Below are 11,883 nucleotides of genomic sequence, written 5' to 3'. Positions count from 1 at the left end.
GGGGAAATGCCAAGACGCGAGCACGCCTCGGCAAAATAACCCGGATCGATCTCGAAGCCGATAAAGCGCTCCAGCCCGCACGTGGCGGCGGCGCTGGCGGCGTGGCCGATGCCGAGAAAGGGGTCGAGCGCCACGAGGCCTTCCCGCACTCCGTGGAGCCGGTAGCACCACTCCGCGAGCCGCGCGGGGAAGGTGGCCGGATGGGGACGCTGGCGGTCGCGATGCTGGATCGTCTCGTAGGAGATGAACCAGTTGTTCCCGCGGCAGCGGCGGTCGCGCTTCACGCCGCGAGTGTGTGCCCACCGAGTGATGTTGCTCTTGTCCGCATAGGCGACGCCCACGGCGAGACGATCGATCGGCACGTCGCCCGTCCGCGTCAGGTGAAAGACGTATTCGTGGCAGTCGGTGAGGTAGCGCTTCGAATTGATCGGCTTGAAATGGCCGACGCTCAATTCGTCCGCGCGCCGGGGCTGCACGGTCACGGACTTGATCCAGTGAATCGTGTTTTGCAGGCGGAAGAGGTCCTGGAAGGCGAGGACGAGCTGGTGCGGGAGCAAGGGGTTCGCCGGGGACGCGCCGACGTTGAGAAAGAACGATCCGTCCGGTTTCAACACGCGCCGCACTTCCGCCGCCCAGCGATGCGACCATGCGAGATAATCCGCACGCGGGGCGTCATCGCGGAAGGTGGCGTAACTGATATCGAGATTGTAGGGCGGCGAAGTCACGACGATATCGACCGATTCCGCGGCGAGATTTTCCATGCCCGTCACGCAATCGCCGAGGTGAAGATCGAAGCGTGTGGCCAGGCAATTGGTGCGCATGGACGAGGATAAAAGGCGCACTTTGTCATTCGTACAAGAGAAAAGTTATTTGTCATCTTGAGCCGTGCTGCCGCAATGGAAGCCGCTCCCGCGCGTAGCGCGAGCGCCGAAGAAAACTGGTAGGGAAGCCGCGCCGCGGGTTCCCACTTTTGGGTGCGCGGAAAAGCGGCGGCGGCAGGTCAGCCCGGCTAGCGAAATTACACACAGGGCCGTCCCACCGCCCGCCACGTTCCCGCGCCACATGCGAGTGAACCCGGCGGCGCGGCTTCCCTACCGGGTTTGCTCGACGCGACAACTCTGTCAATGGCAGCGCACCTGGCAGTGACCCGCAGCGTGACCCACCCCCGGCCCCGGAAAAAAAGATAGCCATGGACACCCGGTTTCCGGCAATAAGCGGGATGCAGTCGATCTTCCCCTTCACTGTGAAGTCCTTGCGCACCCTGTTGTGGTGCAACCTTTTGCTATTGTCCGCCGTCGCGGGGCGGGCGCAAGCCGTCACGCCTCCACCGCAAAAAGGGCCGACCGTACCGGGTGATCGCGCGGTGCTCAAGGGCCGGATCGCTTACGCGCCGGCGAATGCGCCGCGCAATATCAAGGTGGCCATCTGGGCGACGAATACACTCGCGAACAAGCCTTATGTCTGGGGCGGCGGCCACGGCACTTTCTACGACCGCGGCTACGATTGCTCCGGGACGATTTCCTATTTCCTACACCATGCCGGTTTCCTCGACCAGCCGACCCCCTCGAAGGCCTTCCAGAGCTACGGCGAGTGCGGCCCGGGCAAGTGGATCACCATCTGGGCGCGGAACGGCCACGTCTTTGCCTATATCTGCGGGCTGCGGCTCGACACCACTGGCCTGCACCAGGAGGAAGGCCCGCGCTGGCGGGCGGATTACCGCGAGCCAAGGGGGTTCAGCGCCCGGCATCCCGTGGGGATGTAACGATTTCGTTACACGCGGGACTGGCAGCCGCGCGCCGAATGACTATGTTCGCGCGGCAACCCCAATTATGCCCGTTCAGTACAAGGATTATTACGCGACCCTCGGCGTGGCCAAAGGCGCCACCCACGACGAAATTCGCAAAGCATTTCGCAAGCTCGCCCGGCAGCACCATCCCGACGTCTCCAAGGACAAGGACAAGAAGAACGCCGAGACGAAGTTCAAGGAAATCAACGAGGCCTACGAAGTCCTCGGCGACGAGGAAAAGCGCAAGCGCTACGACGAACTCGGCGCCGATTGGGATCAGGGCGCGCCGCAACCTCCGCCCGGCTGGGGCCGCGGGGGCGGGGGCGGACGTCATCAAGGCGGTTTCCCGGATGGCGGCAGTTTCTCCGGCACGGGGTTCTCGGACTTTTTCGAGCAGTTCTTCGGCGGCGCGGCCGCGCACGGCGGCGGACGGCCGGGCTTCTCGGGATTCACCGGACAACCGCCCGCGCGCGGCAGCGATATCGAAGCCGACCTGCTGGTCACCATCGAGGAGGCACTGCACGGCGCGAAGAAGAAGATTTCGTTTCGCCGCGACGGGCGGTCGGAGGTCGAGACTTACGAAGTGCGCATCCCGAAAGGGGTGCGCGAGAGCCAGAAAATCCGCCTCGCCGGCCAGGGCGAATCCGTGGGCAAACGCGGGCAGGCCGGCGACCTGTTTCTCGTCGTCCGCTTCGAAAAACATCCCGACTACAATGTCGACGGAAGCGATCTGATCTACGATCTCGAACTCCCCGTCTGGCAGGCCGTGCTCGGCGATATCGTGAGCATTCCCACGCCCGATGGCCCAGTGCGCCTGAAGATTCCCGATTGCTCGCAGCCGGAGCGCAAATTCCGCATCAAGGGCCGCGGACTGCCCACGGGGTCGACGACCCGTGGTGATTTTTACGTGCGGCTGGTGGTGCTTCTGCCCAACGATCTCACGCCGGAGCAACGTGCGCTGTGGGAGAAGCTGTCGCGGCTGTAGCGTCCTGGAGGGCACTGCGCCGTCGGTGCTGGGAAGCGGCACCCACCAGGAAGCGACGGCGCCGTTGCCCGCGCCCGCCGGCGCTGCCCTTCGGGCTGCCTTCGGCAGGCTATCTCGCTCCGCTCGGTTCCCTCCAGTTTCTTTTACGCCGTCTTCCGCTCGAACTGATGGAAGATCACGCGGCGGCGCGGTTGCGCGAGCACTTCGGCCACCTTGCGTCCCAGCGCATCGATTTCGTAGGGCTTCGCGATCATGCCGGAGAAGCCGTACTCTTCGAAGCGGCTCATCACTGGGTCATTGGCATAGCCGCTGGACACGATGGCCCGGATGTCGGGATCGATCTCGACGAGGCGTTTGATCGTCTCCTGCCCGCCCATGCCGCCGGGGATGGTGAGATCGGAAATGAATAAGTCGTAGGGTTTTCCTTCCTTCATCGCCTTTTCGTAGGCGGCGATGGCATCTTTGCCGTCGTTGGTTTCCGTCACCTTGTAGCCCAGTTCCTCCAGGGCGCAGGTCACGAGCATGCAAATGGCCTCTTCGTCATCGAGCACCAGCACGCGCTCGCAGCCTGCGGGCGCCATCGGCACTGGCCCGGCGGTTTGTACCTTCAACTCATGCTCCGAGGCCGGCAGGCAAATGGTGAACGTCGAGCCTTCGCCCGGCTTGGAATCCACCGCAATCAAGCCGTGGTGGTTCTTGACGATGGAATACGCGGTCGCGAGACCGAGGCCGCTGCCCTTCGGCTTGGTGGTGAAGTAGGGATCGAAGATCTTCTTGAGGTACTCCTCGGGAATACCGATGCCCTGGTCCTGGATCGAGATCTTCACCCAACGCCCGGCGTCGAGGCCGAGACTCACGCTGTGCGCCATCAGTTCGACGTTCTCCGCGTTCACGCGCAGGATGCCACCGGCGGGCATGGCTTGATCGGCATTCATCGCCAGGTTGTTGATCACCTGGCTGATCTGGCCGGGGTCCATGTCCACGGGCCACAGGTTTTCGGCGACGTTGAATTCGCAATGCGCCTTCGAGCCATGCAGCGAGAGGCTCAGCGTATCGCGGAGCAGTTGGCTGATCGAAGCGGTCTGCTTCACGGGAGCACCGCCGCGGGCGAAGGTCAGCAATTGCTGCGCAAGTTCCTGCGCGCGATTCGTCGCGCGCTTGGCTGCGCCGAGACGCTCGCCAACTTCCGGATCTGGCGTAATCAACAGCGCCAGCGAGATATTGCCGAGAATGGCGGTGAGCAGGTTGTTGAAATCGTGCGCGATACCGCCGGCGACCACGCCCAGCGATTCCAGCTTGTCGGCCTTCTGCTGTTCTTCATCGAGACGGCGCTTTTCCGTCACGTCGCGGAAGACGACAACCGCACCGATGCGCCCGCCGGAGCGGTCACGGATGGGTGCGGCGTTGCTCTCCACGAGACGCTCGCTGCCATCTTTCGCGATCATCAACGCCGGACCGTCAAGGCCCTCGGCAACGCCTGCCTCGACGATACGCTGAATGGCCAGCGTATAGCGTTTGCGCGAGCGCTCATTGAGCACCTGAAAGACCGTCGCCAGCGGTTTCCCGGCGGCTTCTTCCTGCGTCCAGCCGGTGAGATTTTCGGCCACGGGATTCAGCATCAGCACGCTGCCACTGTTGTCGATGGTGATGAAACCATCCGCCATCGACTTCATGGTCACCTGGAGGCGCTCTTTTTCCGCGGCCAGGTCTTCTTCCGAGCGCTTGCGCTCGATTTCAGCCGCGGCGCGCGCCGCAAAAATCTGGAGCGTCGACTCGATCATCTGCGTGTCGCCCAGTTGCTTGCGGTCGAGCACGCCGATCAGGCCGATCGTGCGTCCGTGATGGTCCATCAATGGTGTGGCGATGAAACTCTCGATCGCCAGTTCCAGGAGCAGCACATCCTCGGGGAAAAGCACCCGCGCCCCGCCGAGATGCGCACGGAAGCCCCGGGCGATGGAATCGGCGAAGGCGGAATGGGTGAGCGCGCACTGGCCGTTGCGCAGGATGTTTCCCTGTTCCGCGAGGGCCAGGGTGCTGAATTGCCCGGCGCCTTTGCCGCTCAACTCGACGAGGAAGGCGTAATCATTCGGCAGCGCCTTGGAGAGTTGCTTGAGCAACGAGCGCAGGAATTCCTCACCGGTCGTATGGGAGACACCCAGGCTGATCTGGCGCAATGTTTCCTCGGATTTCTGCCGTTCACCGACGTCGCGCACGATGGCCACGAATTGCCGGCGGCCCGCCAGGTCCATGCTGCTCAGCGAAATCTCAATGGGGAAGGGGTAGTAGCCCTGGCGCTGGCCGACGGCCATGATCGCCCCGCGCCCGACATTTTTCATGTCGTGGAAGAAGAGACGCTGCGGCACGAGCAGCGCCACGTTCTGGCCGATCACGTCCTTCGCAGTTTGGACGAACATTTTCTCGGCGGCCGGATTGAGCGACTGGATCAAGCCGTTCTCATCCACCGTGATGACGCCATCGAGCGTGTTGTCGATGATGGCGCGATTTTGCGCCGTAGCTTCCTCGGACTTGCGCAAGTGCCGGCGAAAAGCGCGGTAGTTCTGCCAGCTCGAAGTCACGAGGAAACTCACCGCCAGCGCGCTGAGCAGCGCGAAACCGCACGTCTGCAACAGGCGCCGCCAGCGCGTCGTGTCATTAAGCATTTCCAGTTCGCCATTGGATTCGCGGACAAAGCGGCCCAACTCACCGCGAATGCGATCGAAGAGTGCACCGTCCAGCCCGCGAGCCATGAGCACGGTGCCGTCGCGGCCTTGCTTGCGCTGGACGATTTCCGGCCGGGCAGCATCGTGCAGCCAGGTCTGGAATTGCGCGCCCATGGAGCGCACCGCTTCCCGCCGCGCCGATTTGCCCGGCAGTAGAGGCATGAGTTCGCTGAGATGCGCTTGAAAAGCCGTCCGCCGCCGTTCGAATTGCTGCAGTGGCAGTGCCTGGCCCGTGAGAAGGTAGGTGCGCAGTGAAGTCTCCAGGGCCGCGAAGTCGTTTTCCGCCGCCGTGGCCGCGCGCAGGATCGCATACTCGTTGGTCCGGGCATCGTCCGAGGCGTGCTCCCGAATGGCCAGGGTGAGAAAGGCAATGGCGAGAATGACGATGACGGCAACCGCGAGGACCGAAGACCCCACATGCCGCGAGGCCAGGCCGTCCTCCTTCGACAACCACCGGCGGAACCGGCGGAAGGTCGGGAAATACTCAGACGAGGAGGGCAATGCCATTTAGCATCCCTGTAAGAGCTAAAGGCATGCCTGTGGGCCGTTTGGCCTCAGTTTCGATCGAAAATGGCAAACCGGGCGGCTTGCCTATCAAAAATGCAAAAATGACCGAACCCGGTCGGACGGAAGGTTTTCGCGTCCCTTCAAGAAGTCAAGTTCGATGAGAAACTGCGCCTCCAGCAGTTGCGCTCCCATCAATTCGAGGAGCTTGACCGCCGCGGCCGCCGTCCCCCCGGTGGCCAGCAGATCGTCGATCAAAACCACCCGTTCACCAGGCCGGACCGCATCCGTGTGCATTTCCACCACCGCTTCTCCGTATTCCAGAGTGTACGCGGCGCTGCGCGTCTGCCACGGCAGCTTGCCTTTCTTGCGAATGGGCACAAAACCGAGCCCCAGCTTGTAGGCCACCGCAGCACCGAAAAGGAATCCGCGGGCATCGATCCCGACCACCTTTTCCACCTCGAGCGCCTGGGCCGCCTCGGCAAAGCAATCCACGGCCAGCCGGAAAAGGGCGGGATCGGACAAAACCGGGGTGATGTCCTTGAAAACAATGCCCGGCTTGGGAAAATCCACCACATCGCGGATGGCGGCACTCAGGAGCTGAAGATCGCTGTCGGAAGGCATGGTGGCGAGGGTTGTGGCAGACCGCTCAGGGAATGACAAGCCGGTGGAGGGAGAGATTCCCATTTTCCATCGGCCAAAGCTCGGCTACCTTCCGCGCCTTTCCGATGCCTAAAGTTTTCCTCAAGACCTACGGTTGCCAGATGAATGAACGCGACTCCGAACAAGTCGCCCGCATGCTCGTGGAGCGCGGCTATGAGATGACGCCCCGCGAAACCGAGGCCGACGTCGTGCTGCTGAATACCTGCAGCGTGCGCGACATGGCGGAGCAAAAGGCGATCGGCAAGATGGGCCTGCTGGGCCGCCTCCGCGCCAACAAGCCGGAGATGGTCTTCGGCTTTCTCGGCTGCATGGCGCAATCCCGCGGGGCGGAACTCGCGGAAAACATGGGGCACGTCGACCTCGTGGTCGGCACGCAGAAATTTCACCGCGTGGCGGAATACGTGGACCAGCTCATCCAGCACAAGCGCGCCCTGCGCGACCGCTTGATGGACGACGCGCGCTTTTCCATCGTCGACATCGAGGAAGAGGCCGGCTCGCAGGAAACCATCCGCGAGCACGTGCTCAAGGAGCGCCAGGCCACGGCGTTTGTCTCGATCATGCAGGGCTGCAATATGCACTGCACGTTTTGCATCGTGCCGAGCACGCGCGGCGCCGAACGGTCGCGGCGCATCGAGGAGATCGTCCACGAAGTGGAAGGCCTGGTGGCGCGCGGCGTGAAAGAGGTGACGCTGCTCGGGCAGATCGTGAATCTTTTCGGCCGGCACGAGTTTGATAAGCGCGATGGCAAATCGCCTTTCGTCCAGCTCCTCGAGGCCGTGCATGCGGTCGATGGCTTGCGGCGTCTGCGCTTCACTTCGCCGCATCCCATCGGCTTCCGCGAAGACTTGGTGAACGCCTTTGCGGAATTGCCCAAGCTGATGCCCCACGTGCACCTGCCCATGCAATCGGGCTCCAACCGCATCTTGAAAGCCATGCACCGCGCCTACACCGCCGAGCGGTATTTTGCGCTCACGGAGCAACTCCGCGCCGCCCGGCCCGACATCGCGATCACCACCGACGCCATCGTCGGCTTCCCCGGTGAGACCGACGAAGATTACGCCGCCACGCGCGAACTCGTGCAGCGCATCGGTTTCGACAACGCCTTTATCTTCCGCTACTCGCCGCGCCGCGACACGCCGGCCGCCGAGATGGGCGAACAGATCCCCGAAGCAGTGAAAGAGGAACGCAATCAAGACCTGTTGCGCGTGATCGACGAGTCGGCCATCGCCAAAGGTGAAGTCCTGGTCGGCCGCAACGTGGAAATCCTCTGCGAAGGCCCTAGCCGCACGAACAAAGAAACGCTCACGGGGCGCACGCCGGGGAACAAGATCGTCATCTTCGAAGGCGGAGAACGCCACATCGGGGAGATCTTCGAGGTCGCCATCACTCGGTCCAGCGGCTTCTCGCTCTACGGCGATCCTGCCGTCTTGGATGGCGCGACGGCTATGACGGTCGGGTAACGGAACTCCCCTCCCCACCGCAAACCCCGTGGATTTGCGGTTCCTCACTTGAGACTTTGCCGGAAGGCGCGTAAATACCGCGCGTGTTCAGAAAAATCGCCTGCGGCCTGCTGGCCATCGCCATCGCTTTTGGCTTCGCTTCGTGCACTAGCACGCCGAGCCCGCATCTGATCCGCATCAGCGTCCCCGATCAGAAGATGCTCGTCTTCGAGAAGGGGGTGGAAATCGCCCGTTATGATGTCTCCACGTCGAAATTCGGCGTAGGCGACCGTGTCGGCAGCTATGCCACCCCCCTTGGTGCGATGATGGTGAAGGAGAAATTCGGCGGCGGACAGCCGAGCGGCATGAAGTTCAAGAGCCGTCGCGCCACGGGCGAAATCGTGAGGCCTAATGCGCCCGGCCGCGACCCAATCGTCTCGCGCATCCTGTGGCTCAAGGGCCTCGAATCCCAAAACCGGCGCGCCTACGACCGGGGCATTTACATCCACGGCACCGCCGAGGAATGGAGCATCGGCACGCCCGCCAGCTACGGCTGCATCCGCATGCGTTCGCGCGATGTGATCCGGCTCTACGACGAGATCGGCGTGGGCACACGCGTCGAGGTGACCAATAGCCACTTCCCTGCCGCACTCGTCGAGGGCAATGGCGAAACCGCTCCCGCGCAGCAATTCAACATGCGGGACAAGCCACCCGGCACCCCAGCGCCCGCTGCCGCGCCCGCGCCTGTGCCCGTGCAGGCCGCAGCCGTTCCCGCTCCTGCCCGGAGCACCCCGGCCAGGAAACACCCCGGTTCCCCCGCCGCCCCCAACGCCGGGCCTACCCCTATCCCGGCTTCCCGGGGGTAGAGTCATTGTCCCGGCGGCGCTCGCTGGAGTGCTCAGTGCTCAGTGCTCAGTGCTCAGTAGTCAGTAGTCAGTAGCCGGCATGTTCGGGGCGACTTCGGGCTGAATACTGACCACTGAGCACTTTCCCTCACTCCGGTATTTGTAATTCCTGCGACCTCTGTCTAGAGTGAGTGAGATCACGCACCGGCGTGAGCTGTTCCGTCCACCTTTTCACCCCAAAGCACACTATGGCTCAAGCAATCATGGACCCCGAGGAGGTCCGGCGCTTCGCTAAGGAATTGAAGCGCTTCAACGACGACGTGCAGGGCAAAGCCTCCGCGCTGCAAGCCCGCTTCGCCTCCCTTTCCGCCTCCTGGCAGGACCAGGAGCACGAGAAATTCGCCGAGGAATTCATCACCACGATGAAGGTCATCAAAAAATTCACGGAGATCTCGGAAAAGCACACGCCCTTCCTCCTGCGCAAGGCCCAGCGCATCGAGGAATATCTCGACCAGCGCTAAGGCATGTCCCTCCAGGCCAAAGTCACTTCCGTTGATGTCCTCGACGCCACGCGCGCGGGCCTGATGATCTTCCAGAGCAAGGCGCGCCGCGCGCTCGACGATGCCGCCGACGAACTGCGCCGCACGCGCATGTGGCTGCAGCACGAGCAACGCACCCGCTGGGAAGGCGAACTCAAGAAACGCTCCCGCACCCTCGATCAAGCCGTGCAGGAACTGATGAGCGCGAAGCTCTCCAGCATGCGCGACAACATTACCTTCCAGCAAAATGCCGTGCGCAAGGCCAAGGCCGCCGTCGCCGAGGCCGAGGAAAAGCTGCGCCACATCAAGAAGTGGAACCAGAACTTCGACGCCATGGCCGACCCGATGGCCAAGCGACTCGAAGGCCTGCGCCAGTTCCTCGACTACAATCTGCCCAAGGGCATCACCTTTCTCGTCCAGGCCGCGCGCACCCTCGAAGCTTACGCGGAAGTCCACGAACCGAAATCCGAGGCCACGATCTCCCCCACGGAGGCCCCACCCGCATGAGCGCGAAAGAAAGCGGCGCCAATCTCGTGCAGGCCTTGAAAGAGCTGAACCTCAAGTGGGGCGAAGCGAAGGCGCACTGGCACGACGTGAAGTCGCAGCAGTTCGAGCGCGAATACCTGGAAGATCTGCCCGACCACGTGCAACGCACCATGGGCGTGATGCAGGAAATCGACATCCTTTTGAAACGAGTAAGAAGCGACTGTGAGTAACCCCGATCTTCGTCCCACCCGCGTCCTCGAACTCCTCGCCACGCTGCAAAAGACCGCCGCCGCATTCGCCGAGCGCGAAGAGGCCTTGACCCGCGATTTTGCCGCCCGCCGCCACTCCGTCAATCGCCAGCAGCGCGATGGGGTGGACAAGGCCGAAGCCCGCCTGACCACGCTGGTCGAGGAATCCAATGCCCTCTGCCAGACCGGCCGCCAGCGTCTCACCGCGCTCTACGAGGGCCGGCGCATGCGGGTGAATCGCGCCGGTACCGCCGCCCTGCGCAAGCTGCCCATGCACGCCCGGCAGGCGAAGGAACGCTGGATGGGCAATCTGCAGTTGAAGCAATTCCAGTCGGAGAAAAAACTGGAAGCCGACAAAAAGGCAGCGGACAAGATTCACGGCGAATGCGCGGAGCAGCTCGAGGCCGCGCAAGACGCGATGAAGAAAATGCGGCAGAAGGCCCGCCGCGTCTTCGGGGGCTATTTCAGTTTTCTCCGCCAGTTGCGACCTTCGGCGGATGCCGCGCCCCTGCCGGCGAGTTGCGAAGAGGGCCTGCAAGAACTGAATAATGCCGTGGCGGTGGCCCAGCAGTATCTCGGCGAATACATCAAGCGCCCCCTGCCCAAGCTCTTCGGCTACGCGCATCCAGTCCTCGTCATTCCCACGCTGCTCGTGCTCGCGGCTGGCTTCGCTTTCCTCTTCCCGCCGAATGGCGTGGTGCTGGCCGGCGGCCTGGTCGTGCTTCTGCTCATTTTCGTCGTCGGGGTCGTGCTGGGTCATCAGCAGGGGAAACCTTTCGTGCCCGGCTTCGGCAACGCGCTACGGGTCGCCCGGGTCCAACACGCCGCCATCAAGGCGCTGGCCGATCAACAGCAGCAGCAGGCGCATGCCCAGGCGCAGGAAGAATACGACGCCACCCGGGAGGCGATCGCCGAGCAGTGGGCCCGCTCGGATGAGGTCGAGGTGGAGTTCGAGCAGAACATGCGGGAGAAAATCGAGGCGCAGATGCCGCGCATCGCCGCACAGATCGATCAATACTCCGCGCCCAAGCTCGCGCGCCTGGTCACGGACCGCGACGCCCGGCAGACGCACTACCGCGCGGAAGCGGACACCCGCAAGCAGGCGATCAATGCCACTTTCGACACCGAATCGACGGCGCTGACCCAGGAGGAATCTTCGCGCTGGGACACGCTGGCCGCGGAATGGCAGCGCGCCATCACGCCGCTCTACGACGATTTGCGCGCCATCCAGTCCGCCTCCGCGGAATACTTCCCCACGTGGTCGGAGTCGTTTCTCGCCACCTGGTCCACGCCCGAATCGCTCCGGTCGTCCACCCGCTTCGGCCAGCTCGACACCGTCCTCGCTTCCCATCCGCAAGACCCGCGCCTTCCCCTGCCCGGCCCGGCGGAAATCAGCGCGCCGCTCGCGTTGTCGTATCCCGGCGAAGGATCGCTGCTCTTCGACACCCACGAATCCAGCACCGCCGAAATCGTCAACACACTGAACAACGTCATCCTGCGGCTGTTCACGACCAGCCCCCCCGGGAAGATCGCTTTCACCGTCATCGATCCCGTCGGCCTCGGGCAGAATTTCGCCGGCCTCATGCACTTCTCCGATTACGAGGAGGCGCTGATCAACCGCCGCATCTGGACCCAGCGCGACCAGATCGACGAGCGCCTCGCCGAGCT

At 63.3% G+C, this 11,883-nt stretch carries 10 protein-coding genes and 1 pseudogene; 8 read left to right on the top strand and 3 right to left on the bottom strand.

What is annotated here, in order from left to right:
* Positions 1-821 (bottom strand): site-specific DNA-methyltransferase (locus tag ABJF10_RS23560; RefSeq protein WP_348547067.1); only part of this gene is annotated, 821 nt, incomplete at its 3' end.
* A gap of 398 nt (positions 822-1,219) precedes the next feature.
* On the opposite strand from ABJF10_RS23560, the gene ABJF10_RS23555 reads away from it, so the two are divergent.
* Positions 1,220-1,762: a hypothetical protein gene (locus ABJF10_RS23555; protein ID WP_348547066.1), complete on the top strand. Its 543-nt coding sequence runs from the start codon at positions 1,220-1,222 to the stop codon at positions 1,760-1,762.
* A 67-nt stretch (positions 1,763-1,829) separates the two neighbouring features.
* Positions 1,830-2,771, top strand: coding sequence for a DnaJ C-terminal domain-containing protein (locus ABJF10_RS23550; protein ID WP_348547065.1), 942 nt, complete (start codon positions 1,830-1,832; stop codon positions 2,769-2,771).
* A gap of 143 nt (positions 2,772-2,914) precedes the next feature.
* Here ABJF10_RS23550 and ABJF10_RS23545 read toward each other — a convergent pair whose 3' ends face one another.
* Together ABJF10_RS23545 and ABJF10_RS23540 are read right to left on the bottom strand one after the other, a co-directional pair.
* A complete protein-coding gene (locus tag ABJF10_RS23545; RefSeq protein ID WP_348547064.1) occupies positions 2,915-5,998 on the bottom strand; it encodes a PAS domain S-box protein in 3,084 nt (1,027 codons plus the stop codon).
* 87 nt (positions 5,999-6,085) lie between these two features.
* A complete protein-coding gene (locus ABJF10_RS23540; RefSeq protein WP_348547063.1) occupies positions 6,086-6,619 on the bottom strand; it encodes an adenine phosphoribosyltransferase in 534 nt (177 codons plus the stop codon).
* A 104-nt stretch (positions 6,620-6,723) separates the two neighbouring features.
* On the opposite strand from ABJF10_RS23540, the gene miaB reads away from it, so the two are divergent.
* The 6 genes and pseudogenes from miaB to ABJF10_RS23510 all read left to right on the top strand — a co-directional run.
* Positions 6,724-8,118: a tRNA (N6-isopentenyl adenosine(37)-C2)-methylthiotransferase MiaB gene (gene miaB, locus ABJF10_RS23535; protein ID WP_348547062.1), complete on the top strand. Its 1,395-nt coding sequence runs from the start codon at positions 6,724-6,726 to the stop codon at positions 8,116-8,118.
* An 83-nt stretch (positions 8,119-8,201) separates the two neighbouring features.
* Positions 8,202-8,963 (top strand): L,D-transpeptidase, encoded by a 762-nt coding sequence (locus ABJF10_RS23530; RefSeq protein ID WP_348547061.1) that lies wholly within the window; start codon positions 8,202-8,204, stop codon positions 8,961-8,963.
* A gap of 227 nt (positions 8,964-9,190) precedes the next feature.
* Positions 9,191-9,463, top strand: coding sequence for a WXG100 family type VII secretion target (locus ABJF10_RS23525; protein ID WP_348547060.1), 273 nt, complete (start codon positions 9,191-9,193; stop codon positions 9,461-9,463).
* Between the two features lie 3 nt (positions 9,464-9,466).
* Entirely contained in the window at positions 9,467-9,988 is a 522-nt protein-coding gene (locus ABJF10_RS23520; protein WP_348547059.1) for a hypothetical protein, read from the top strand.
* On the top strand, positions 9,985-10,197 hold the full coding sequence (locus tag ABJF10_RS23515) for a hypothetical protein (protein ID WP_348547058.1): 213 nt from the start codon (positions 9,985-9,987) through the stop codon (positions 10,195-10,197). Before ABJF10_RS23520 ends, ABJF10_RS23515 begins: the two co-directional genes overlap by 4 nt.
* A pseudogene (locus ABJF10_RS23510) lies at positions 10,190-11,883 on the top strand (ATP-binding protein); the annotation flags it as partial. The gene ABJF10_RS23515 and the pseudogene ABJF10_RS23510, both read left to right, overlap by 8 nt.

The organism is Chthoniobacter sp., from assembly GCF_040003245.1.
Classification (GTDB): domain Bacteria; phylum Verrucomicrobiota; class Verrucomicrobiia; order Chthoniobacterales; family Chthoniobacteraceae; genus Chthoniobacter.
Note: the sequence above shows the minus strand (reverse complement) of the source record. Positions and strands in the feature narration are given on the sequence as shown.

Bases quoted from the DNA above. Each gene is read 5' to 3' on its own strand.
- ABJF10_RS23555 (WP_348547066.1), top strand. From the start codon at position 1,220: ATGCAGTCGATCTTCCCCTTCACTGTGAAGTCCTTGCGCACCCTGTTG.
- ABJF10_RS23550 (WP_348547065.1), top strand. From the start codon at position 1,830: ATGCCCGTTCAGTACAAGGATTATTACGCGACCCTCGGCGTGGCCAAA.
- ABJF10_RS23545 (WP_348547064.1), bottom strand. From the start codon at position 5,998: ATGGCATTGCCCTCCTCGTCTGAGTATTTCCCGACCTTCCGCCGGTTC.
- ABJF10_RS23540 (WP_348547063.1), bottom strand. From the start codon at position 6,619: ATGCCTTCCGACAGCGATCTTCAGCTCCTGAGTGCCGCCATCCGCGAT.
- miaB (WP_348547062.1), top strand. From the start codon at position 6,724: ATGCCTAAAGTTTTCCTCAAGACCTACGGTTGCCAGATGAATGAACGC.
- ABJF10_RS23525 (WP_348547060.1), top strand. From the start codon at position 9,191: ATGGCTCAAGCAATCATGGACCCCGAGGAGGTCCGGCGCTTCGCTAAG.
- ABJF10_RS23520 (WP_348547059.1), top strand. From the start codon at position 9,467: ATGTCCCTCCAGGCCAAAGTCACTTCCGTTGATGTCCTCGACGCCACG.
- ABJF10_RS23515 (WP_348547058.1), top strand. From the start codon at position 9,985: ATGAGCGCGAAAGAAAGCGGCGCCAATCTCGTGCAGGCCTTGAAAGAG.